The sequence below is a fragment of the Pseudaquabacterium pictum genome (assembly GCF_005403045.1).
GTDB lineage: Bacteria > Pseudomonadota > Gammaproteobacteria > Burkholderiales > Burkholderiaceae_C > Pseudaquabacterium > Pseudaquabacterium pictum.
Window position 1 is genome coordinate 81939 of sequence record NZ_BJCL01000011.1, and the last position, 21787, is coordinate 103725.

At 69.8% G+C, this 21787-nt stretch carries 20 protein-coding genes; 11 read left to right on the top strand and 9 right to left on the bottom strand.

Features of this window, described 5'->3' with window-relative positions:
* The first annotated feature begins 166 nt into the window (after positions 1-166).
* The 5 genes from dnaN to FFT10_RS19340 all read left to right on the top strand — a co-directional run bounded on the left by dnaN (position 167) and on the right by FFT10_RS19340 (position 8108).
* Positions 167-1273, top strand: coding sequence for a DNA polymerase III subunit beta (gene dnaN, locus FFT10_RS19320; protein ID WP_137734502.1), 1107 nt, complete (start codon positions 167-169; stop codon positions 1271-1273).
* Positions 1274-1371: 98 nt separating this feature from the next.
* Positions 1372-3948, top strand: coding sequence for a DNA topoisomerase (ATP-hydrolyzing) subunit B (gene gyrB / locus FFT10_RS19325; protein WP_137734503.1), 2577 nt, complete (start codon positions 1372-1374; stop codon positions 3946-3948).
* Between the two features lie 215 nt (positions 3949-4163).
* On the top strand, positions 4164-6146 hold the full coding sequence (locus FFT10_RS19330) for a DUF2075 domain-containing protein (RefSeq protein ID WP_137734504.1): 1983 nt from the start codon (positions 4164-4166) through the stop codon (positions 6144-6146).
* A 2-nt stretch (positions 6147-6148) separates the two neighbouring features.
* A complete protein-coding gene (locus FFT10_RS19335; protein ID WP_137734505.1) occupies positions 6149-7150 on the top strand; it encodes an HNH endonuclease in 1002 nt (333 codons plus the stop codon).
* A gap of 208 nt (positions 7151-7358) precedes the next feature.
* Positions 7359-8108, top strand: coding sequence for a PEP-CTERM sorting domain-containing protein (locus FFT10_RS19340; RefSeq protein WP_137734506.1), 750 nt, complete (start codon positions 7359-7361; stop codon positions 8106-8108).
* Between the two features lie 40 nt (positions 8109-8148).
* On the opposite strand, the gene FFT10_RS19345 is transcribed toward FFT10_RS19340, so the two are convergent.
* The 7 genes from FFT10_RS19345 to FFT10_RS19375 all read right to left on the bottom strand — a co-directional run bounded on the left by FFT10_RS19345 (position 8149) and on the right by FFT10_RS19375 (position 15583).
* Positions 8149-8538, bottom strand: coding sequence for a hypothetical protein (locus FFT10_RS19345; RefSeq protein WP_137734507.1), 390 nt, complete (start codon positions 8536-8538; stop codon positions 8149-8151).
* A 58-nt stretch (positions 8539-8596) separates the two neighbouring features.
* Positions 8597-11716: an efflux RND transporter permease subunit gene (locus tag FFT10_RS19350; RefSeq protein WP_137734508.1), complete on the bottom strand. Its 3120-nt coding sequence runs from the start codon at positions 11714-11716 to the stop codon at positions 8597-8599.
* An 83-nt stretch (positions 11717-11799) separates the two neighbouring features.
* A complete protein-coding gene (locus FFT10_RS19355) occupies positions 11800-12921 on the bottom strand; it encodes an efflux RND transporter periplasmic adaptor subunit (RefSeq protein ID WP_137734509.1) in 1122 nt (373 codons plus the stop codon).
* On the bottom strand, positions 12918-13472 hold the full coding sequence (locus FFT10_RS19360) for a hypothetical protein (RefSeq protein ID WP_137734510.1): 555 nt from the start codon (positions 13470-13472) through the stop codon (positions 12918-12920). Before FFT10_RS19360 ends, FFT10_RS19355 begins: the two co-directional genes overlap by 4 nt.
* 40 nt (positions 13473-13512) lie before the next feature.
* On the bottom strand, positions 13513-14763 hold the full coding sequence (locus FFT10_RS19365) for a TolC family protein (RefSeq protein ID WP_137734511.1): 1251 nt from the start codon (positions 14761-14763) through the stop codon (positions 13513-13515).
* A 151-nt stretch (positions 14764-14914) separates the two neighbouring features.
* Positions 14915-15286: a hypothetical protein gene (locus tag FFT10_RS19370; protein WP_137734512.1), complete on the bottom strand. Its 372-nt coding sequence runs from the start codon at positions 15284-15286 to the stop codon at positions 14915-14917.
* Positions 15287-15319: 33 nt separating this feature from the next.
* Complete coding sequence (locus FFT10_RS19375) at positions 15320-15583, bottom strand: TIGR02450 family Trp-rich protein (RefSeq protein WP_137734513.1); 264 nt, start codon at positions 15581-15583, stop codon at positions 15320-15322.
* Between the two features lie 96 nt (positions 15584-15679).
* Here FFT10_RS19375 and FFT10_RS19380 point away from each other — a divergent pair, with 96 nt between their 5' ends.
* The 5 genes from FFT10_RS19380 to FFT10_RS19400 all read left to right on the top strand — a co-directional run bounded on the left by FFT10_RS19380 (position 15680) and on the right by FFT10_RS19400 (position 19654).
* Positions 15680-16495: an aspartate dehydrogenase gene (locus FFT10_RS19380; protein WP_137734514.1), complete on the top strand. Its 816-nt coding sequence runs from the start codon at positions 15680-15682 to the stop codon at positions 16493-16495.
* Between the two features lie 89 nt (positions 16496-16584).
* Complete coding sequence (locus FFT10_RS19385) at positions 16585-17364, top strand: SDR family NAD(P)-dependent oxidoreductase (RefSeq protein WP_137734515.1); 780 nt, start codon at positions 16585-16587, stop codon at positions 17362-17364.
* Between the two features lie 102 nt (positions 17365-17466).
* Entirely contained in the window at positions 17467-18429 is a 963-nt protein-coding gene (locus tag FFT10_RS19390; RefSeq protein ID WP_137734516.1) for a helix-turn-helix domain-containing protein, read from the top strand.
* A 2-nt stretch (positions 18430-18431) separates the two neighbouring features.
* Positions 18432-19409: a Bug family tripartite tricarboxylate transporter substrate binding protein gene (locus FFT10_RS19395; RefSeq protein ID WP_137734517.1), complete on the top strand. Its 978-nt coding sequence runs from the start codon at positions 18432-18434 to the stop codon at positions 19407-19409.
* 29 nt (positions 19410-19438) lie between these two features.
* Entirely contained in the window at positions 19439-19654 is a 216-nt protein-coding gene (locus tag FFT10_RS19400; protein ID WP_373282547.1) for an oxidoreductase-like domain-containing protein, read from the top strand.
* A 4-nt stretch (positions 19655-19658) separates the two neighbouring features.
* On the opposite strand, the gene FFT10_RS19405 is transcribed toward FFT10_RS19400, so the two are convergent.
* Both FFT10_RS19405 and FFT10_RS19410 read right to left on the bottom strand, forming a co-directional pair.
* Positions 19659-19922 (bottom strand): hypothetical protein, encoded by a 264-nt coding sequence (locus tag FFT10_RS19405; protein ID WP_137734518.1) that lies wholly within the window; start codon positions 19920-19922, stop codon positions 19659-19661.
* A gap of 106 nt (positions 19923-20028) precedes the next feature.
* Entirely contained in the window at positions 20029-20670 is a 642-nt protein-coding gene (locus FFT10_RS19410; protein ID WP_137734519.1) for an HAD-IA family hydrolase, read from the bottom strand.
* Between the two features lie 91 nt (positions 20671-20761).
* Between FFT10_RS19410 and FFT10_RS19415 the strand changes: the two genes are divergently transcribed.
* A complete protein-coding gene (locus FFT10_RS19415) occupies positions 20762-21775 on the top strand; it encodes a metal-dependent hydrolase (RefSeq protein WP_137734520.1) in 1014 nt (337 codons plus the stop codon).
* The last annotated feature ends 12 nt before the right edge of the window (positions 21776-21787 follow it).

Consider the following 21787-nt stretch of genomic DNA (forward strand, 5'->3'; position numbering starts at 1 on the left):
CAGGCCCGGCGCGCGCCGCGAAGTTGTTGTCTGTTGCGCGCCAGGCTCCGGGCCCTTGCCCCACAGACTTCCGGGCCGGCTAAAGCCTTGAAAAGACAGGTGAAAATGGGCTTGTTCACAAAAACCACCGCTCTCTACTAGAACTACCAAGTTCAAAGAGGAAGACATGATTGTTCTGAAAGCGCCGCAACAAAAACTGCTGGAGGCCCTGCAAAGCGTGGCCGGCATCGTGGAGCGGCGTCACACGCTGCCCATCCTGGCCAATGTGCTGCTGCGCAAGACCGGCGAGGACATCGAGTTCACCACCAGCGACCTGGAGATCCAGGTGCGCACCCAGGCCACGCTGGGCGGCGATGCGGGCAACCTCAGCACCACGGTGGGCGCGCGCAAGCTGATCGACATCCTGCGCAGCCTGCCCAACGACCAGCTGGTGACGCTGACCGCGGCGCAGAACAAGCTGACGCTGACCGGCGGCAAGAGCCGCTTCACCCTGCAGACGCTGCCGGCCGACGACTTTCCGCTGGTGAACGAGGCGGTCGACTTCGGCCCTGCCTTCAGCGTGCCGCAGAAGACGCTGAAGACGCTGATCAACCAGGTGCACTTCGCGATGGCGGTGCACGACATCCGCTACTACCTCAACGGCATCCTGTTCGTGGCCGAAGGCAAGCAGCTGACCCTGGTGGCCACCGACGGCCACCGCCTGGGGCTGGCGCAGAGCCAGCTGGAGACCGACATCCCCAAGCAGGAGGTGATCCTGCCGCGCAAGACGGTGCTGGAGCTGCAGCGCCTGCTGAAGGACGAGGACACCCCGATCGAGATGCGCTTTGCCGGCAACCAGGCCAAGTTCAGCTTCTCGGGCATGGACTTCGTCACCAAGCTGGTCGAGGGCAAGTTCCCCGACTACAACCGCGTGATCCCGAAGAACCACAAGAACAGCGTGACCCTGGGCCGGGCCACCCTGCTGGCCAGCCTGCAGCGCGCGGCCATCCTGACCAGCGAGAAGTTCAAGGGCGTGCGCGTCAACATCGAGCCGGGCACCCTGCGCATTGCCAGCAGCAATGCCGAGCAGGAAGAGGCCAAGGAAGAGATCGAGATCGACTACGGCGGCGACACCATCGAGGTGGGCTTCAACGTGACCTACCTGATGGACGCGCTGTCCAACATCAGCCAGGACATGGTGAAGATCGAGCTGCAGGACGGCAATGCCAGCGCGTTGATCACCGTGCCCGAGCAGAGCGGATTCAAGTACGTCGTCATGCCCATGCGGATCTGATCCGACGGCCAGCACGACAGCACAGCGGGCCGCGAGCCCGCTTCAGCGTTTTGATGGGCCGGTGATTTGCGCCAGCCCACCCAGGAAGAAAGCTTGCGATGACCGACGCCACCACGCCCCAAGACCCGAAGAAGCCCAGCAGCAGCGGCGTGACGCAGCGCGAGGTGCCCACCGCCGAAGGTGCGGCCGCGTCCACCGGCAACGAGGCATCGGCCGCCTACGGCGAAGGCAGCATCCAGATCCTGGAAGGCCTGGAGGCGGTGCGCAAGCGTCCGGGCATGTACATCGGTGACACGTCCGACGGCACCGGCCTGCACCACCTGGTGTTCGAGGTGGTGGACAACAGCATCGACGAGGCGCTGGCCGGGCATTGCGACGACATCATCGTCACCATCCATTCCGACAACAGCATCAGCGTCATCGACAACGGCCGTGGCATCCCCACCGGCGTGAAGATGGACGACAAGCACGAGCCCAAGCGCAGCGCGGCCGAGATTGCGCTGACCGAGCTGCATGCCGGTGGCAAGTTCAACCAGAACAGCTACAAGGTGAGCGGCGGCCTGCACGGCGTGGGCGTGAGCTGCGTGAACGGCCTGAGCAAGTGGCTGCGGCTGACCATCCGCCGCGACGGCAAGGCGCACTTCATGGAATTTGCCATGGGCGTGCCGCAGGACGGGCTGCTGGAGCAGCGCGACGGCTTCGACGTGCGGCCGCTGAAGATCATCGGCGACACCGAGGCGCGGGGCACGGAGGTGCACTTCCTGCCCGACGACACCATCTTCAGCCACATCGACTTCCACTACGACGTGCTGGCCAAGCGGCTGCGCGAGCTGAGCTTCCTGAACAACGGCGTGAAGATCCGCCTGGTGGACGAGCGCAACGGCAAGGAAGACAACTTCGCCTTTGCCGGCGGCGTGCGCGGCTTCGTGCAGTTCATCAACACCGGCAAGAAGGTGCTGCACCCGAATATCTTCCACGCCGCGGGCGACAAGCTCAGCGACAACGGCACCAACGTGGGCGTTGAAGTGGCGATGCAGTGGAACGAGAGCTACAACGAGAACGTGCTCTGCTTCACCAACAACATCCCGCAGCGTGATGGGGGCACCCACTTGACCGGCCTGCGCGCCGCGATGACCCGGGTGATCAACAAGTACATCGACGACAACGAGCTGGCCAAGAAGGCCAAGGTGGAGATTGCCGGCGACGACATGCGCGAAGGTCTGGCCTGCATCGTGAGCGTGAAGGTGCCCGAGCCCAAGTTCAGCAGCCAGACCAAGGACAAGCTGGTGTCGAGCGAAGTGCGCGGCCCGGTGGAAGAGATCGTCTCCAAGCTGCTGACCGACTGGCTGCAGGAGAACCCGCTGGATGCCAAGATCATCTGCGGCAAGATCGTGGAGGCTGCGCGTGCGCGTGAGGCCGCCCGCAAGGCCCGCGAGATGACGCGCCGCAAGGGCGTGCTGGACGGCATGGGCCTGCCCGGCAAGCTGGCAGACTGCCAGGAGAAGGACCCGAGCCTGTGCGAGATCTACATCGTCGAGGGTGACTCGGCCGGTGGCAGTGCCAAGCAGGGGCGCGACCGCAAGTTCCAGGCGATCCTGCCGCTGCGCGGCAAGATCCTGAATGTGGAAAAGGCGCGCTACGAGAAGCTGCTGAGCAGCGACAGCATCGTGACGCTGATCACCGCGCTGGGCACCAGCATCGGCAGCGAAGAGTTCAACATCGACAAGCTGCGCTACCACCGTATCATCATCATGACCGACGCGGACGTGGACGGTGCCCACATCCGCACGCTGTTGCTGACCTTCTTCTACCGGCAGATGCCGGTGCTGGTGGAGCGTGGCCACATCTACATCGCCCAGCCGCCGCTGTACAAGGTGAAGGTGGGCAAGCACGAGCAGTACCTGAAGGACGGGCTGGAGCTGGACAGCTTCCTGCTGAAGGTGGCGCTGGACGGCGCCGCCGTGCTGCCCGACGGTAACGCCGCCGGTGGGCGGCCGGTGCTGCAGGGCGATGAACTGCAGACGCTGGCTGGCAAGTACGTGCTGGCCGCGCATGTGATCGAGCGCCTGGGCAACTGGATGGACCTGGACGCGCTGCGCGCCATGGCCAACGGCCTGGTGCTGGACCTGGACAATGCCGCCGCCGCCGAGGCCAGCGCCGTGGCCCTGCAGGCCGCGCTGGTGGATGCCACGGTGGAGGCGCAGTTCGATGCCCGCACCGACAAGCACCTGCTGCGCATCGGTCGCCGCCACCACGGCAACATCAAGGCCAGCGTGATCACGCAGGACTTCCTGCATGGCGCCGACTATGCGGCGCTCAAGGAAGCCGGCCTCACCTTCAAGGGCCTGCTGGGCAACGACGCCATCGTGCGGCGTGGCGAGGGCGAGCGTGCCAAGGAACAGAAGGTGGCCGACTTCCGCGCCGCCATGGCCTGGCTGCTGGCGCAGGCCGAGCATGCGGTGGGCCGCCAGCGCTACAAGGGCCTGGGCGAGATGAACCCCGAGCAGCTCTGGGAGACCACGATGGACCCGACCGTACGCCGCCTGCTGAAAGTGCAGATCGACGACGCGATCGAGGCGGACCGGGTGTTCACGATGCTGATGGGCGATGAGGTGGAGCCGCGGCGGGACTTCATTGAATCGAATGCGTTGCGGGCGGCGAATATTGACGTGTAACTCTGTCGCGACATAGGGCGCCAAGTTATCTGCGATCCACCACGCCTTGGTGCGACTGCCAGGCACTGCTTGCTGCGACTTGCGGAAAACGCAGTGAGCGACTTTGCAGATGCGCTGACGACCTCATCAAGGCTGTCGAACTGCCTTGTGACACCACCACCGATCAGTCATTGTTGGGGCGCGCGCCAGAGCGCCTGACTTGGCGTCCTACGGCCATGAAATTGACTCGCGCTTACTACGCCAGCTCTGTTTCGGGTTTCCTGGCTTGCGACGAAGACCGCGTGCTCGGCGCGCTGACCGCAGCGAGCGAATTCGCTGTCGATGTTCTTCAGCGCAACGCTTGGCAGCAAGAGATTAGGCTGCTGCGCGGGCTGCTGTCGCCGCTCGGTCCGGGTGAAGTTCTTTTTGAGTTTGTGGTGCCGCGCTTGGGCAAGCGCATCGACACTGTGCTGCTGCTTCGTGGCATGGTGTTCGTGCTTGAGTTCAAGACGGGTGGGACAGACTTCCAACGAGCAGACATCGAGCAGACCTGGGATTACGCGCTGGACCTGAAGAACTTCCACGCGACCAGCCATCACCGGGTCATCTGGCCGGTGCTGGTGATCACCGGCGCCAAAGGTCGGCTGCAGCGCGGTCAGTTGCGATCGGCTGATCGGGTGGCCGATCCCACGCTGGTCTCTGCAGACCGGCTCGGCGAATTCCTCCAGCAGGTGCTGGGCGTCGCGGCCGAGGAGGCAATGGACGATGCTGCTTGGCAGAGCGGACGCTATCTGCCCACGCCAACGATCATCGAGGCCGCCACGAGCCTGTACCGACGGCACTCTGTCAAGGAGATTGCAAGGCACGATGCAGGTGCCAAAAACCTGGCCCGCACCTCGGAGAAGGTGGCGTCCCTCATCCGTCATGCGCGTGACGTGTCGTGCAAGTCGATCTGCTTCGTGACGGGTGTCCCTGGGGCCGGGAAGACACTCGTGGGTTTGGACGTCGCTACGCGCTTCCAGGATGCCGCCAGTGATCTGCACAGCGTGTATCTGTCGGGCAATGGACCGCTCGTTGCCATCCTGACCGAGGCACTGGCGCGAGACCGTGTTTTGCAGGAGCGGCGTGAGGGCCGGAAGGTCACGAAGGGTATTGCCCGGCAAGCAGTCAAGGCCTTCATTCAGGCTGTGCACCACTTTCGGGATGAGGGTCTCAAGGACCCCTCGCAGCCGCCCGAGCACGTCACCATCTTCGATGAGGCGCAGCGCGCTTGGAACCTGGCCAAGACTGCTGACTTCATGCAGCGCAAGAAAGGCCGAGTGGGTTTCCGACAGTCTGAGCCGGACTTCCTCATCTCGTGTCTGGACCGCCATCGCGACTGGGCCGTGATCGTGTGTCTTGTGGGTGGCGGGCAGGAGATCAACACAGGTGAGGCAGGCATCGGCGAGTGGCTAGAGGTGGTGCGCACCACCTACCCAGAATGGCACGTCCACCTTTCCTCCCAACTGATGGGCTCCGAGTACGCTGCTGGCGACACCATCGCTGCGATGGCAGGCAACCCGAGGGTGCACATCGACGATGACTTGCACCTGGGTGTCTCGATGCGGTCGTTCCGTGCGGAACATGTATCGGACTTCGTCAAGCGGGTACTCGATCTGGAGGTCGACGCCGCAGCGTCGCTTTACCGAGAATTCGCTGCGAACTTCCCGCTGGTGATGACGAGGTCCGTCGATAGCGCGCGGCGCTGGCTGCGCCGCCAGGCGCGCGGGAGTGAGCGCTACGGCCTCGTCGTGTCATCGCAGGCCTTGCGGCTGAAGCCCCATGCCATCGACGTTCGTACGCCCGTCGACCCGGTCAATTGGTTCCTCAACGATCGCGAGGATGTCCGCTCGTCGTACTACCTCGAAGACGTGGCGACCGAGTTCCAAGTGCAAGGCCTGGAACTCGACTGGGTGGGCGTTGTCTGGGATGCCGATCTTCGCCACCAGCCGGCCGGTTGGCAGCACCACGCGTTCGTCGGCGATCGCTGGCAGCACATCCACAAGCCGGATCGCCGTCTGTACCTGAAGAACGCCTATCGTGTGTTGCTGACCCGTGCGCGGCAAGGGATGGTGATCGTTGTGCCACATGGCGAGCCCGAAGACCCAACACGCACGCCAGCGTTCTACGACGGGACTTACAGCTACCTCCAATCCATCGGAATTCGCGAAGTCACGTGAACATGTCCAAGGCCCGGAGCGACGCGCTGCGGCACTACGAGGCTTGTTTCGACAGCCTCGTGATCAACAGCACCAACGGTCGGGCGAGCCCGCACAAGATCTGCATGCTGCTGGCCGTGCTGGACCTGGCACTCGCGGGTGGCTTGCGAGAGAACCGCATTGCCTACGAGCCGCCGCTGTTGGAGCGCTACCGCCGGTACTTCGACGCCGTCCGACGTGAAGGCGATCACCCAAACGCCTACTTTCCGTTTTTCCACCTCAAGGGGCGATTGCGCAACAGGCAGTCAAGCTTCTGGCATCTGGTGCCGCGAGTGGGGTGCGAGGTGGTGGTGGCTGCAATGGACACCGCACGCAGCGACAGCGCGATCGTCCAACGCATCGACCACGTGCGTCTGGACGATGCGCTGTTCGACTTGCTGCAGGACGCCGACGCGACCATCGCGCTATCGGATGCGATCGCACGACGGTGGTTTCAGCGGGGACTGCAGGAACTGAACCGCATGGCGCAACGCAGCCGCGCGGTCAGCCGCTACGAACGCACTTTGCGAGAGCCACAAGCAGTCCTTGCAGAGCCCCGACCACCGGCCTATGTGCGCAGCGCTGCCTTTCGCAGCGTGGTGATCGAGTTCTATGACTACCGCTGCGCTGCAACCGGTCACCGTGTGTTGCTCCAAGGGGGTGAGGCGATGGTTGAGGCGGCTCACATTCATCCGTTCTCCATCTCTGGTGACGACGATCCACGCAACGGCATTGCGCTCACACCGGACATGCACTGGGCGATGGACCGCAACCTGATCGCGCCCGGTCCGGATTTGTGCTGGCACGTGAGCCCAGCCCTCGACGACCGTGTGCCTGACCTGCATCGGCTCGTCGCGCTGCATCACCGGCGCATGCTGCTCCCCGAACGCCAGGCGCAGTGGCCGAAAGAAAGCGTGCTGGCCTGGCGCCTTCAGCGTCTGCGCGATCCGGGCTGGCGCCCTCCCGTTGTCGACGCAGGCGACTGATCACCTGCTACTGAACCGCAGCCGTTTCGCCCCCTTCTCCGGCAACAGCAGAGCAAGGAATGACCTGAGCAACAAGTCCGGCGCGCCGTGAGGGCAGTCGCATCAAGTCGCGCAGACCCTTGACCGGCCCCCGCAATCCGGGGGGGCGTGGCACGTCGGTGGGCTCGCTAGACTGGATCCGACATCCATTGCGACAAGGACCAAGCCCATGAAGGTGCAGTTTTCTCTCCTGACGTTGGCTGCAATGACCGCCGGCGTCACCGGACCCGCGCTGGCCGCCACGCCGCTGGCAGCCTCGATGAGCTTCGAGGCCACAGTGGAGATCGCTGGTGAGGTCCATGTCGACAAAACGAGTGATGCCTGGGGATCCGCGTTGAACCCGCTTTCTGTCGGTGGCATGGCGTTCAGCACCGATGCGAAGAGCAATTCGGCCACCGCCCAGGGCTACGGCAATGCCGTCTGGGCCAGCGCCGATGCCGGTGTCGTCAGCTTCGAGGGGTACGGCTGGGAATGGAGCGTCGAGATCGACTCGCCGCGGATCATGACCACGTTGAACACCGCCCTGCCAGATTGGAGCTACACGTTCATCGCCAATCCCGGCGACGCACAGTTCCGCGTTCACTACAACGTGGTCGGAACCGGCAGCACCTTCGGCTTGCAAGGCTGGGAGATTGTGGTGACGGGTGGTCCGGAGCCCGAGCAGAGCTCGGTCATCCGCGATGTCTTCGATCCGACCACGAGCGGTACCTTCGAGGCAGGCTTGACCCCGGGCAACGAGTACACCGTGTCGTTGATGAACAACGCCAACCTCAGCGCTGAGACCGGCTTCAACAGGAGCGCGCAGATGAACGGCACCTTCCGTTGGGAGATCTCGCCGATCCCCGAGCCCAGCACCTATGCGCTGATGGCGCTGGGTCTGCTCGCGGTGGGAGCAGCGGCGCGGCGGCGTCGCTGCTGACCGGGCTCCTGCCGCACCTGCGTGCGGTGAGGCAATCCACTCACTTCACCGCAAACCGCGCCGTCGCCGCCTTCCCCCCCACCGTCACCACGGCCACCGCCTTGGTGCCTGGCCCCACCTTGAAGCTGCCGCTGGCCTCCAGCTTGTCGCCCGCGGGCTGCAGCGTGGCTTCCTGCTTCTCGGTGCCGGTCAGCAGCGTCAGCTTGGCGGTGGCCTTGGAGACATCGATCTTCTGACCTTGGCCGTGGCCGCGCAGGTACAGCTGCAACACCGTGGGTTTGGCCACCAGCTCCATGTCCATCTCCTTGGTCTCGGTCACCACGCCGCCGTGCTTGGGGCTGTGGTCGTGCGCGCCGGCGGCATGGGCCGGGCCGGCCAGGGACAGGGCCAGGGCGAAGGTGACGGCGGCCAGGGGGAATCGGTTCGTCATGAGAGTCCTTTCAGGGGGTTGAGGGAAGGGTCGGCCGGTGCCGGGGTCGGGGCCGGGGTCACAAGGCCTCGGTGTCCCGGTCGTTCAGCAGCCGCTCGGCATGCCGGCGGCCGAACAGCCAGAACATCGCGGGTGTCAGGAAGGTGTCGAGCAGGGTGGCGCTGATCAGGCCCGAGAAGATCACCACCGCCACCGGGTGCAGCACCTCGGTGCCGGGGCGCTCGGCCTCGAAGAGCAGCGGCGCCAGCGCAAAGGCGGTCACCAGCGCGGTCATCAGCACCGGGCTCAGCCGCTCCAGCGAGCCGCGCACGATCATCGGCTGGCCGAACGGCTCGCCCTCGGCGCGCATCAGGTTGATGTAGTGGCTGACCTTCAAAATGCCGTTGCGCACCGAGATGCCCGCCAGCGTGACGAAGCCCACCATCGCGGCCACGCTCAGCGGCTGGCCTGACAGCCACAGGCCGATCACCGCGCCCACCAGCGCCAACGGGATGTTCACCATGATCAGTGCCGACAGCACCGCGCTCTTGTAGCGGCTGTACAGCACCACGAACATCACCGTCAGCGAGACGACCGACAGCAGGCTGATCAGCCGCGCCGCTTCCTCCTGCGCCTGGAACTGGCCACCCAGTGTGATGAACATGCCTTCGGGCAGCCGCGTCTGCGCGGTGGCCTGGCGGATGTCGGCCACCACCTCCGACAGCGGCCGCCCCGCGGCATTGGCCGACAGCACGATGCGCCGCTTGCCGTCGTCACGGCTGATCTGGTTGGGGCCGTCGCTGTCTTCGATCGTGGCCAGCTTGGACAAGGGGATGCGGCCGGCCGGCGTCTCGATCAGGATCTGCGCCAGCCCGTCCACCGAGCGTGCCGATTCCGGCAGCCGCACCACCAGCGCAAAGCGCCGGTTGCCCTCCACGATCTGCGCCACCCGTTCGCCCTCCACCAGGCCCTGCAGCGTGGCCAGGATCTGCGGCGCGGGCACGCCGTACTGCGCCGCGGCGGCATGGTCCACCCGCACCTTGATCTGCGGCGCCAGCACCTGCTTCTCCACCGCCAGGTCGGCGATGCCGGGGATGCCGGCCAGCCTTTGCCGCAGCGCATCGGCCTGGCTGCGCAGCGCGTCCAGGTCTTCGCCGTAGATCTTGATCGCGATCTGCGAGCGCACACCCGACAGCATGTGGTCGATGCGGTGCGAGATCGGCTGCCCCACTTCGATGGCCGCGGGCAGGTTGGCCAGCTGGCGGCGGATGTCGGCGCGCACCGCCTCCATCGGCCGCGTCAGCTGCTCGGCCGGCACGATGCCGACATCGAGCTCGCTGACATGCACGCCTTCGGCATGCTCGTCCAGCTCGGCCCGGCCGCTGCGCCGGCCGACATGCGTGACCTCGGGCACCTGGGCGATCAGCACCTCGGCCTGGCGCGCCAGCGTCGAGCTCTCGCTCAGCGTGACGCCGGGGTTCAGGCGCAGGCCCACCAGCAGCGTGCCTTCATTGAACGGCGGCAGGAAGGTGGTGGGAAAGAAGGGCACGGCCGCTGTCGCCACCAGCACCGCCAGGCCGGCGGTGGCCAGCGCCGCCCGGGGGCGCTGCAGCAGCACCTGCAGGCTGCCGCGGTAGTGCCGCTTCAGCCAGGCCAGGGCGCGGGTGTCGCCATGGTCCAGCGTCTTCAGGCGCGGCAGCAGGTAGAAGCTGAGCACCGGCGTCACCGTCACCGACACCAGCAGCGATGCCAGCGTGGACGCGATGAAGGCCACGCCCAGCGGCACGAACAGCCGGCCTTCGATGCCCGGCAGCGCAAACAGCGGCAGGAACACCAGCACGATGATGACGGTGGCGTAGAGGATGCCCGAGCGCACTTCCATCGATGCCCTGGCCACCAGCTGCAGCGTGGGTTGCCGCTCCTGCGGTGGCCGTGCCCGGTCTTCCTTCAGCCGGCGCAGGATGTTCTCCACATCCACCACCGCGTCGTCCACCAGGCCGCCGATGGCGATCGCCAGGCCGCCCAGCGTCATGGTGTTGATCGACAGGCCGAAGTGGCGGAAGACCAGCGCGGTGATGAAGATCGAGACCGGGATGGCGGTCAGTGCAATCACGGTGGGCCGCAGCGTGCCGAGGAAGAAGAACAGGATCACCGCGACGAACACCGATGCGCCGATCAGCTTGCCCTGCAGCGTGGTGATCGAGGCCTCGATGAAGCTGGCCTGGCGGAAGGTGACGCGCGGCGCCTCCATGCCGGCGGGCAGCGAGGCCTTCAGCCCGGTCAGCGCGTCCTCGATGGTGCGGGTCAGCGCGATCGTGTCGGCCGTGGGCTGCTTCTGGATGCCGAGGATGACCGCCGGCTTGCCGGCAAAGCCCGCATCGCCGCGCTGGATGGCAGCGGCAAACGTCACCTCGGCGATCTGCCGCAGCAGGATGGGCTGGCCGCGGGTGCTGCCCACGGCCAGGTTGCTCAGGTCCTCCAGGCGCGAGGTGCGGCCGAGGTGGCGGATCAGGTACTCGCGCCCGTTCAGCTCCAGGAAGCCGCCCGAGGTGTTGGCCGAGAAGCCGCGCAGCGCCGCTTCCAGCTGGTCGTGCGTGATGCCCAGTTCGGCCATGCGAGCGGTGCTGGGCTGCACCTGGTACTGCCGCACCTGGCCGCCGATGGGGATGACCTGGGCCACGCCGGGCACGGCCAGCAGCCGCGGCCGCAGCACCCAGTCGGCGTACTCGCGCACCGCCATCGGGCTGATCTTCCGTTCGTCGACGGGGATGGCGATCTGCAGGATCTCGCCCATGATCGAGCTGATCGGCCCCATGCGCGGCACCAGGCCGTCGGGCAGGCCCTCTTCCATGGCGGCCAGCCGCTCGGCCACCAGCTGGCGGGCGCGGTAGATGTCCACGCTCCAGTCGAAGGTGACATACAGGAACGACAGGCCGGCCGACGAGGTGGAGCGCACGCTCTCCACGCCCGGCAGGCCGTTCATCGTGGTCTCGAGCGGGAAGGTGACGAGCTGCTCCACCTCCTCGGCGGCCATGCCGCCGGTCTCGGTCATCACGGTGACCGTGGGCTTGTTGAGATCGGGGAACACGTCCACCGGCGTGCGCGTCAGCGTGAACGCGCCGTAGACCATCAGCACCACGGCGCTGATCAGCACCAGCAGTCGGTTGGCCAGGCTGCTGTCGAGGAGCCACTTGAACATGTCAGGACTCCCGCCGGGCCGCCCCAAGGGAGGCCTGCGCCCCCTTGGGGGGCAGTGAACGAAGTGAGCGTGGGGGCACCATGTCAGCGCACCTGGTTGATCAGGGTGGCGCCTTGGGTGGCGATTCGGTCACCGGGCTGCAGGCCCGAGGTCACGGCCACCCGCACGCCGTCCAGCGGCGTGGTGGTCACCACCCGCGGCTCGAAGCGCTCGGGCGCCGTCTTCACCCAGACGATGGTCTGGTTGGCCGGGTTGCGCATCAGCGCGGCCACCGGCACCGCGATGCCCTGCACCAGCGTCCGGCCCTGCACGAACACCTGCACCGGCTGGCCCACGGCCAGCGCGGCCAGCTGCGGGCCCTGGGCGCTGAAGACCAGCGGCAGCGCCTGCGCCCGCAGGCTGCGGGCGGCGCCGATGAAGCGCAGCGGCACCCGCTGCTCGCCGATGGCGATGCTGGCGCTGCCGATGTCGGTGGCGATGGCCGCATCGAAGGCCAGGGCCTCGATGCGCAGGCGCGCCGGGTCGACGATCTCGAACAGCAGCGCGCGCGCATCGACCACCTGGCCGGTCACCACATGCGCGGCCGCGATGGCGCCCGACACCGGCGCCACCAGCGCCTCGCGCGGGGCCACGGCCGTGCCCAGCGCCGCGATGCGCGCGGCCAGGCTCTGCGCGTCGCTCTGGGCCGCCTCGATGTCCTTGCGCGGCACGGTGTCGGTCAGCGCCTGCAGGCGCGCCGCGCGCTGGCCGGCCAGCGACTGGGCCGCGCGCAGCTCCGCCAGCTGGGCGGCCTGGTTGGCCCGCTCGACAGGCGCCACCGCGCTCACCACATAGGCCAGCACCTCGCCCTTCTTCACCAGCTGCCCGGGGTTGGGCAGGCCGCGCGGGCCCGGCTCGATGCGGCCGGCGTTCAGCGGCTGCACCTGGCCACCGGCGTTGGGGTCCGGCACCACCTGGCCGTTCAGCGCGAACGACCGCGGCAGCGCAGCCGCCTCGGTGGGCAGGGTGCGCACGCCCAGCTGGCGCTGTGCCGGCTTGGGCAGGAAGACGCTGCCATCGGGCAGGCGCTGCGGGCCGTTGGCGCTGGGCGCGGCAGGGGCGTCGCCGTGGTCGTGGCCCGGGCCGGCCCAGGCGGGCGGGTGCAGGCCCGCTGTCCACAGGGCCAGGACCAGCGTGCACAGACGGAGGGTGCGGTGCGCTGTCATGCGGCGGCTCCGGTGGGGCGTTGACGGCGGGCTGCCAGGCGGCGGCCGATGGCGATGAGGGCCGCCAGCGCGGCTAGGCCGGCAGCGGCCCAGCCGGCGGGTGCCGGCCAGGCGTGGCTGTGCGCTGCACCGTCCGCGTGCGCGTCTTCCTGCAGGTCGAGCTCGCCGGCGAGCAGGTCCAGCTCGGCGCCGGTGGTCACCGTGGCGGTGACGGGCAGCACGCCCGGCTTGGGCGGCTCGGCCAGCGTCACGCCGTAGGTGTCGTCCTGGGCCTGGGCCTGGTGCTGGACGCCGGCGATCTCCAGCGCGATCTGCGCGCCGGCGACCGGCGCGTTGTCGGCGGCGCGGTCCAGGTACAGCGTGAGTTGCCGGCCGTTGAGCACGCCCACCAGCTCGAAGGTCTCGGACGTGGCGGTGAAGCGCGGCAGCGCCGGCCCGCTGGGTGCGGGCGCGGCGTCGCCGTGGTCATGGCCCGGGCCGGCGTGCGCGGCGGTGGCCCAGGCGGTGGCAAGGCTGACCAGCAGCGCAGCCAGGGGGGAACAGGGTGTCATGGTCGGGTTCCGGACGGGATGTGGGGTGGGGGCGCGGCGCTCACTGCGGCAGCAGGCCCAGGACCTGGCGCCAGGCCGAGATGGCGGCCGCCAGTTCGATGCGGCTGCGGGCGGCCTGGCGATCGGCCTCGGTGGCCTCGGCCTCGATGCGCAGCCGGGTCGGCAGGTCGGTCTCGCCCAGGCGGAACGATTTCTCGAAGAAGCCGCGGGTCTCGCGGGCCAGGCGGGCGCGGCGCTCGGCTGCGGCCTGCTGCGCGCGGGCCGCGTCGACCCGCGCGATGGCGGCCTCGCGGTCCGACTGCAGCCGCGCGCGGTCCAGCGCCAGCTGCGCCTGGGCTTCGGTGGCATCGGCCCGTGCGGCCGCCACCCGGGCGTCGTGCCGCGGTCCGCCGCCGAACGGGATGCGGATCGCCAGCGTCAGGCTCTGCGCCGCGCGCTCCCCCGCCGCGCCGCGGTCGCGCGTGGTGGCCAGCGTCATCTCGGGATGGGCGCGCGACTGCGTGGCGGCCAGCGCGGCGGTACGCTCGGCCACCGCCGCCTGGTCCTGCAACGCGGCCAGGGCCGGGTGCACGGCTGCCTCGCCACCGGTGGGCTCGGGCTCGGACAGCGCTGCCGCTGCGGGTGTGGGGGCGATCGCGCTGCCGGTGATGGCCTGCAGCTGCTGGCGTGCGGCGGCGGCGGCCGCCTCGGCCTGGGCCAGCGCGGCGTCCGCGCCGGCCACCGCGGCGTCGGCCTGGTTCTGGTCGGCGCGGGCCAGCTCGCCGGCCTGGGTGCGGCGTGCCACATCGGCTGCCAGCTGCCGCGCGCTGTCCCGCTGCGCCCGGGCGGTGTCGACATCGGCGACGGCGCGCTGCCATTGCCACCAGGCCTCGCGCAGCGCGGCGGCCAGGCGCAGCCGGGCGGCGCTGGCGCGGCTTCCGGTGGCGGCCAGCGCGGCATCGGCCAGCGCGCCACTGCGGCGGCGCTCGTCCGGCAGCCACAGCGGCACGGCGATGCCCAGCGCCAGTTCGCGCGCACCGTCGTTGCGGCCCAGCCGGTCGCTGCGCAGGCTGGCTTCCATGGCCGGGGGCTCGGGTGTCCAGGCCGCGGCTGCACGTTGCTGGGCCCGGGCCGCGTCGCGGCGGGCCTGCAGGGCCTGGGCCTCAGGCTGGCGTGCCCAGGCGGCGTCGAAGAGGTCTTGCAGGCTTGGCTGCGCGGCGGTCTGTGCTGCCGCGCCGAGGCCGATGCCGGCCAGGATGGCGGCCAGCCAGGCCAACCGTGCCGGCCTGGCCGCGTGTGTTGTCGGATGCATCCGATGCTCCAGTGTTGAGGGGGGACACGGGAGATCGGCAAGGGGCGACGCAGCGGTCGCCACCGGCCCGGCGCGCCGCAGCGGCCATCAGCCGCCTTGGCGCGTTCAGGCGCGGATCAGGTTCGGGAAGAGAAGAACCCTGCCTCGCCGATCAGGCGAGGCGCGCCCACTGGGGGCGTTCGGGCTGGGCAGGCAGGTGCTCGGCACCTGGCACGGCAGTCGCGGCGCTGGGGGCGCCACCGTGTGCCGCCGGCACGAAGCCGCTGGCCACCGACAGCATGCCGGCGCCGTGGCCGTGGCAGTGGCCGCAGCCCATGCCCGACAGGACGCAAGACGCGCTGTCGGACGACACCGGCTGTTCAGGCACCACGCCGTGATCGGCGTGGCTGGTGTCCGCCTGGCCGTGGTGGCCGCCGTGGTCAACCGCGCCGGCCGCCGCATGCGCGCAATAGCTGGCCACGGCCGCCCAGGTGGACTGGAGCGGCAGCAAGACCAGCAACAGGATGGCGAGCCAGCGGCGCATGGGGCGGGAGTCTAGTCGTTTCGGGCGGGCACTTCACAGCCATCCCCGTCGCCACACCGCCGCATCGGTCAGCGCCCGCCACGGCAGCACCAGGCTGCGCTTCGAGTGCACCGCCTCCAGCTCCACCAGCTCGATGCGGGTGGCCGGCGGCTCGGGCAGCACCACGCGGGTGACGATGAAATGCCGCTCCTTGTGCTGCGGCGTCACCGCCGTCCACTTGCTCAGCAGCAGCTTCTTCGGGCTGAGCGGGTTGCGGGCGGGTGCGGGTGGTGTGGGGGGTGGGTGGGCGGCGGGCATGTCGCCATCTTGCCTGGTGCGCCGGGCCGGGCGTTCACGCGGCCTGTTGCGCGGCGCAGGCACACTGCGCAGTTCCTGCCACTGTCAGCCATCCCCATGCAACCCAGGCGTTTCGGCATCCTCGGCTTCGGCGCCATCGGCCAGTCCCTGGTGGCGGCGGTGGCGCACACGCCGGTGCCCGGCCACCAGCTCACCGCCGTGCTGGTGCGCCCGCACCAGGTGACGGCAGCCCAGGCCGCGGTGCTGGCTGGCGTGGCGGTGGTGACCGACCTGGCCGCGCTGCTGGCCCTGGCGCCCGATGGCGTGGTGGAGGCCGCCGGCCAGGGCGCGGTGGTGGCCCATGGCGTGGCGGTGCTGGCCAGCGGCACGCCGCTGCTGGCGCTGTCGGTGGGCGCGCTGGCTGATGCGGCCGTGCATGCCGCGCTGGCGCAGGCGGCGCGCCAGGGTGGCACGCGGCTGGTGCTGCCGGTGGGCGCCATCGCCGGGCTCGACGGGTTGATGGCGCTGCGCCAGGCTGGCCTGCAGCGGGTGCGCTACACCTCCACCAAGCCGCCGCAGGCCTGGCTGGGCACGCCGGCCGAGCAGCAGGTGGATCTGCTGGCGCTGCGCGCGCCCGCGGTGGTGTTCAGCGGCACCGCGCGGCAGGCGGCGCTGGGTTTTCCGAAGAACGCCAACCTGGCTGCGGCAGTGGCCCTGGCCGGCCTGGGCTTCGAGGCCACCACGGTGCAGCTGGTGGCCGACCCGGCGGCCACCGGCAACACCGGGCAGATTGATGCCGAGGGCCTGGGCTCGCGGCTGCAGGTGACGGTGTCGGGCGCCAGCACGGCGGCCAATCCCAAGACCTCGGGCATCGTGGCCCACAGCGTGCTGGCCTGCCTGGCCAACCAGGCGGCGGCGATCGGTTTCGGCTGAGCCCTGCAGCAGGCCTTGTCCCGCGGGTGACCGACGCGCCTGGGCCGGCGGTGGTCCCCTGGGGGCCCCTGTCAGCCGAGCCCACTGCCATGCCTGATTTCCCCCTGCCCAATGCCTCGTTCGACCTGAGCGGCCAGGTGGCCCTGGTCACCGGTGCCTCGTCCGGCCTGGGCCACCGCTTCGCCCGGGTGCTGGCCGCCGCCGGCGCCACCGTGGCCGTGGCCGCCCGCCGCACCGACCGGCTCGACGCCCTGGTGCAGACCATCCGCGCTGCCGGCGGCCGCGCCGAGGCGTTTGCCCTGGACGTGACACAGGACGCCCAGTTCGCCCCGCTGTTCGATGCGATCGAGGCGCGGCTGGGCGCCTCGCCCGGCATCCTGGTCAACAACGCCGGCATCCCCGATGCGCAACGCGCCCACAAGATGGCCGTGGCCGACATCGACCGGGTGCTCAGCGTCAACCTGCGCGCGCCCTGGCTGCTGAGCTGCGAGTTCGCCCGTCGGCGCATGGCCGCCCAGTTGCCGGGGCGCATCGTCAACATCGCGTCGATGGCGGCCTTCCAGTACAAGGGCGGCGGCGCCGCGCTGTACGCCACCACCAAGATGGCGGTGGTGCGCATGAGCGAGGCGCTGGCCGTGGAGTGGGCCAAGTTCGGCATCAACGTCAATGCCATCGCGCCGGGCGCGTTTGCCTCGGAGATGATGGACGGCATGCTGCAGCGGGTGGGCGACATCACCCAGAACTTCCCCCGGCCGCGGCTGGGTGACCCGGCGCAGATGGACAGCACCCTGCTCTACCTGGTGTCGCCGGCCAGCGAGTTCGTCACCGGCACCACCATCCGCATCGACGACGCCCAGGGCGGCCGCTAGCCTGGCCGCGGCGCATCGGGTCGGGCCCGCATGCGCCGGGCCGCCTGGTTTGCCATCATGCGGGCTGTGCTGTTGCCGTCGCCCCATCCCCTGCCCGCCCCGGTGCCCTGGTTGCGCCACCACCCGCGTGACTGGCGCGCCGGCACGCTCGACATCCCCGGCCTGACCGCTGCCGCCGCGGCCCTGTCGCAGCGGCCCGGCTTCGGGGACGGCATGCGCAGCTTTGCCGACGGCTGGCAGGCCGGCTACAACGCCACGCCGGTGCTGGGCAGCGTGATGCGCAACAACGCCCGCTATGTGCTGCTGCTGGCCTGCCTGTGGCTGGACCACCAGCGGGATGCCAGCCTGCCCGGCGTCAGCATCACGCCGGGTCGGGTGCTGGATTTCTACGCCCGGCTCGACCACCGCCTGGTCGAGGGCGGCGCCTCCCGCATCAAGACCATCCTGGCGCATGCGCGGGTGGCCGGCCTGCTGCAGCCGGCGCCGGGCCCGGGTGATGCGCGGCTGCGGCCGCTGGAGCCCACGCCGCTGCTGCGCCGGGCCATGGCCGGTTATGTGCAGGGCTTCCTGGGCGGCATCGCGCCCACGCTGCCATTGCCGGCCACGCCGCAGCAGATGGTCGACACGCCCGGTTTCGTGGCCGAGCTGTTCACCTACCGCATGCTGCCGCTGCTGCACGAGCGCTTCGCCATCACCCACGGCCTGCCGGCGATGAACTGGATCACCAACCGCGAGAAGGGCTATCCGCAGCTGCTGAGCCTGGTGCGCCACATGCAGGTGCAGCCCGACGGCCAGGTGCACACCATGGGCTGGCCGCAGCAGATCGCCGAACGGGTGGGCGTGTCGCGCGGGTCGGCCCGCAACTTCCTGCTGGCCGCGGTGGAGCAGGGCTGGCTGGAGCCGCTGGGCCCGCGCCAGTGGCGGCTGCGGCCGGCCTTCCATGCCGAGCTGCTGCAATGGATGGGCCGCGAGTTCCTGTGGATGCACACCCTGGCAGTGGCCGCATGGCGGGTGTGTGTCGCCGCGAGCGGCGACACTGCGGCCCCAGCCACTGCACCGCCCTGACCATGCAACGCCGCGCTTCCCTGATCGCCCTGTCCGCCCTGGCTGCCGCCAGCCTGCCGCTGCCGGCCGCCGCCCAGGCCTGGCCGGCCAAGCCGCTGCGGCTGGTGATCCCGTTTCCGGCCGGCGGCGCCACCGACATCATCGGCCGGCTGCTGGCGCAGAAGCTGGGTGCCGCGCTCGGCCAGCAGGTGGTGATCGACAACAAGCCCGGCGCCGGCGGCACCATCGGGTCCGATCTGGTGGCCAAGGCGCCGGCCGACGGCCACACCCTGCTGCTGGCCACCAGCAGCACGCATTCCATCGGCCCGGCGCTGAACCCGAAGATGCCGTACGACGCGTTCCGCGACTTCGCGCCCATCGCCCATGTGGCCAACGCGCCCAGCGTGCTGGTGGTGGGCGCGGGCTTCCCCAAGGGCAATGCGCTCGACCTGATCAAGACGCTGAAGGCCAACCCGGGCAAGTACAACTTCGGCTCCAGCGGCATCGGCACCTATCCGCACCTGTCGGCCGAGATGTTCAAGTGGCGTGCGGGCGGGCTGTTCGTGGTGCACATCCCCTACCGCGGCACCGGCCTGGTGGTGACCGACCTGATCGCCGGCCAGATCACCTTCCTGATGGACAGCATCGTCTCGGCGCAGACGCACATCAGGGACGGCCGGGTGCGGGCGCTGGCCGTCACCGGTGCGCAGCGCTCGGGCTCGCTGCCCGATGTGCCCACCTTCACCGAGCTGGGTGTGCCCGGCCTGGCGTTCAGCAACTGGTTCGGCTTCTTCGCGCCGGCGGGCACGCCGGCCGAGGTGGTGCAGCGGCTCAACCGCGAACTGAACACGCTGATGCGTGCGCCCGACGTGGCCGACCGCCTGCGCCAGCTCGGCGCCGACCCGGTGACCGGCCCGCCCGAGGCCTTTGCCAAGGTGATCCGCGACGAGCACGACAGCTGGAAGGCCGTGATCCAGCGCGCCGGCATCAAGGCCGAGTGATCCGCCCGGGTGGTGTGGTGACCGACCCGCTGCCGCCCTTGCTGGACGCACCCAGCGCCCGCCCGGTGCTGGCCGATCTGCAGACCCGGCTGACGGCGCAGGGCCTGGCGCTGCGCCCGCCGCCGGCCGAGCCCACCACCTGCTGCGGCCGCGGCTGCAACGGCTGCGTGTGGGAAGGCTGGCTGGCCGCCGCCAACTGGTGGCGCAGCGAGGCGCTGGCGCTGCTGGCGGCCGCGCCGCCCTGACCGTTCAGTGCACCGCTTCCGGCTGGCCGGTGTTGCGGTGGAAGGCGGCAAACAGGCCCACGGCCGCATCGCGCAGCCGGGCGTCGCTGCTGCAGTGGCCGGCGGCCAGGCAGTCCAGCGCGTAGCCGTCGTCCACGCACATGCGCTGCAGGTCCACCTCCCAGCCCTCGGCGCGCATCAGCCGGCCGAAGCGCACCAGCGTGGGCAGCGGCAGCACCAGCAGCGGTGCCAGCGTGGGGGGCAGGGGTGTGGTGTCGGCGTGCTGCATGCGGGCCTCCCGGGCCGGACAAGGTGCCAGCCGATGGCCCATGCTGCCCGGGCCGCGATGGGCCGATGCGCCGAACAGGCCGGTCAAGACCCCGGCTTTCCGGCGTTCAGCCCTGCAGCGGGAAGCCCACCAGCGCCTGCAGCTGGGCCAGCGCCACGTCCGGGTCGCCCACCTTGATGGTGTGCATGCCCATGTCGCGCGCGGGCTTCAGGTTCACGCCCAGGTCGTCGAGGAAGACGCAGTGTTCTGGCGCCACCGCCAGCGCCTCGCACATCAGCCGGTAGATCTGCGGATCGGGCTTGCGCAGGCCGAGCTTGGCGCTTTCGATCACGTGGTGGAACAGCGGCAGCACCGCATCCCGCCCGGTGGGGTCGGCGTTCTCGGCCCCGGGGCTGGCCACGTTGTTGGTGATCAGGCCGATCTTCAGCCGCCCGCGCAGCACCCGCAGTGCCTGCACCATCTGCGGCCGGATGGTGCCGCCGAGCAGGGCGATCACCGCCTTGCCGCGCACCGCATGGCCCAGCGCGGCGCTCTCGGCGGCGAACTCGGCGTCGAAGGTGGCCAGGTCGATGTCGCTGCGCTCGAAGCGGGCCCAGGCGTTGTCGAGGTGGTTGGTGGCGTTGACGGTGCGCAGGAAGTCGGCCGGCAGGCCATGGGCCTGCTCGTAGGCGGCAAAGGCCTCGAAGGGCGACGAGCTGATGACGCCGCCGAAGTCCCAGATGACGGCGTGGATGTCGGGTGCGGGCATGGCGGGTGTCCTGGCGGGCGTGAAAGCGGCCGATTGTGGCGATCGGCCCCAGGCCGGCGCTGTCACCCGCGCGCCCTGAGAATCCGCGCCCATGGATTCCCTCTCTCAGATCGCCCTGGGCGCCGCCGTGGGCGTGGCCGTGATGGGCCGCCGCACGGCGGTGTGGAAGGCCGCCGCCTGGGGTGCGGTGGCCGGCACCCTGCCCGACCTGGATGTGCTGATCGACCATGGCGACCCGATCCGCAACATGGTGCTGCACCGCGCCGAGACGCATGCGCCGTTCTGGCTGACGCTGTTCGCCCTGCCCTTCGGCGCGCTGGTGGCCTGGCTGAGCGGCCAGCGCACGCTGTGGCGGCGCTGGATGCTGGCGATGTGGCTGGCGCTGGTGACCCACCCGCTGCTGGATGCGATGACGGTGTACGGCACCCAGCTGGGCCTGCCGTTCACCAACCACCCCTACGGTGTGGGCAGCGTGTTCATCATCGACCCGGCCTACACCCTGCCGCTGCTGGTGGGCACCCTCTGGGCCCTGCGCAGCGGCGGCACCGGGCGTGGCCTGGCCGCCAATGCCGCCGGCCTGGTGCTGAGCACCGCCTACCTGGCCTGGGGCGTGTGGGCACAGCAGCACGTCACCCAGGTGGCCCGGGCCGCGCTGGCGGCGCAGGGCATCGTGGCCGAGCGGCTGCTGGTGACGCCGGCGCCGCTGAACACCCTGCTGTGGCGGGTGGTGGCGGTGCAGGGCGATGCGTACCACGAGGGCTTCCGCTCGGTGCTGGACCGCGGCCCGGCCATGGCCTTCGACCGCTTCGACCGTGGCACCGCGCTGTGGCCGGCGGTGCAGGCGCTGGACGGCGCGCAGCGCATCGCCGCCTTCAGCCACGGCTTCTATGCGCTGGATGCGACCGACGGCCGCCTGCACATCACCGACCTGCGCATGGGCCAGCAGCCGGCCTATGTGTTCCGCTTTGCGATTGCGCAGCGCCAGGGCGATGCCTGGGTGCCGCTGCCGGTGGCCGAGCAGCTGGGCATGCGGCCCGCCGTGGGCCGCGCCTGGGCCTGGCTGTGGCGGCGGGCGCTGGGCCAGCCGGTGCCGCCGCCGCGGTGACGGTGGCGGCGG

Excerpts from the sequence above, each read along its gene's own strand:
- dnaN (WP_137734502.1), top strand. The coding sequence starts at position 167 with ATGATTGTTCTGAAAGCGCCGCAACAAAAACTGCTGGAGGCCCTGCAA.
- gyrB (WP_137734503.1), top strand. The coding sequence starts at position 1,372 with ATGACCGACGCCACCACGCCCCAAGACCCGAAGAAGCCCAGCAGCAGC.
- FFT10_RS19330 (WP_137734504.1), top strand. The coding sequence starts at position 4,164 with ATGAAATTGACTCGCGCTTACTACGCCAGCTCTGTTTCGGGTTTCCTG.
- FFT10_RS19335 (WP_137734505.1), top strand. The coding sequence starts at position 6,149 with ATGTCCAAGGCCCGGAGCGACGCGCTGCGGCACTACGAGGCTTGTTTC.
- FFT10_RS19340 (WP_137734506.1), top strand. The coding sequence starts at position 7,359 with ATGAAGGTGCAGTTTTCTCTCCTGACGTTGGCTGCAATGACCGCCGGC.
- FFT10_RS19345 (WP_137734507.1), bottom strand. The coding sequence starts at position 8,538 with ATGACGAACCGATTCCCCCTGGCCGCCGTCACCTTCGCCCTGGCCCTG.
- FFT10_RS19350 (WP_137734508.1), bottom strand. The coding sequence starts at position 11,716 with ATGTTCAAGTGGCTCCTCGACAGCAGCCTGGCCAACCGACTGCTGGTG.
- FFT10_RS19355 (WP_137734509.1), bottom strand. The coding sequence starts at position 12,921 with ATGACAGCGCACCGCACCCTCCGTCTGTGCACGCTGGTCCTGGCCCTG.
- FFT10_RS19360 (WP_137734510.1), bottom strand. The coding sequence starts at position 13,472 with ATGACACCCTGTTCCCCCCTGGCTGCGCTGCTGGTCAGCCTTGCCACC.
- FFT10_RS19365 (WP_137734511.1), bottom strand. The coding sequence starts at position 14,763 with ATGCATCCGACAACACACGCGGCCAGGCCGGCACGGTTGGCCTGGCTG.
- FFT10_RS19370 (WP_137734512.1), bottom strand. The coding sequence starts at position 15,286 with ATGCGCCGCTGGCTCGCCATCCTGTTGCTGGTCTTGCTGCCGCTCCAG.
- FFT10_RS19375 (WP_137734513.1), bottom strand. The coding sequence starts at position 15,583 with ATGCCCGCCGCCCACCCACCCCCCACACCACCCGCACCCGCCCGCAAC.
- FFT10_RS19380 (WP_137734514.1), top strand. The coding sequence starts at position 15,680 with ATGCAACCCAGGCGTTTCGGCATCCTCGGCTTCGGCGCCATCGGCCAG.
- FFT10_RS19385 (WP_137734515.1), top strand. The coding sequence starts at position 16,585 with ATGCCTGATTTCCCCCTGCCCAATGCCTCGTTCGACCTGAGCGGCCAG.
- FFT10_RS19395 (WP_137734517.1), top strand. The coding sequence starts at position 18,432 with ATGCAACGCCGCGCTTCCCTGATCGCCCTGTCCGCCCTGGCTGCCGCC.
- FFT10_RS19405 (WP_137734518.1), bottom strand. The coding sequence starts at position 19,922 with ATGCAGCACGCCGACACCACACCCCTGCCCCCCACGCTGGCACCGCTG.
- FFT10_RS19410 (WP_137734519.1), bottom strand. The coding sequence starts at position 20,670 with ATGCCCGCACCCGACATCCACGCCGTCATCTGGGACTTCGGCGGCGTC.
- FFT10_RS19415 (WP_137734520.1), top strand. The coding sequence starts at position 20,762 with ATGGATTCCCTCTCTCAGATCGCCCTGGGCGCCGCCGTGGGCGTGGCC.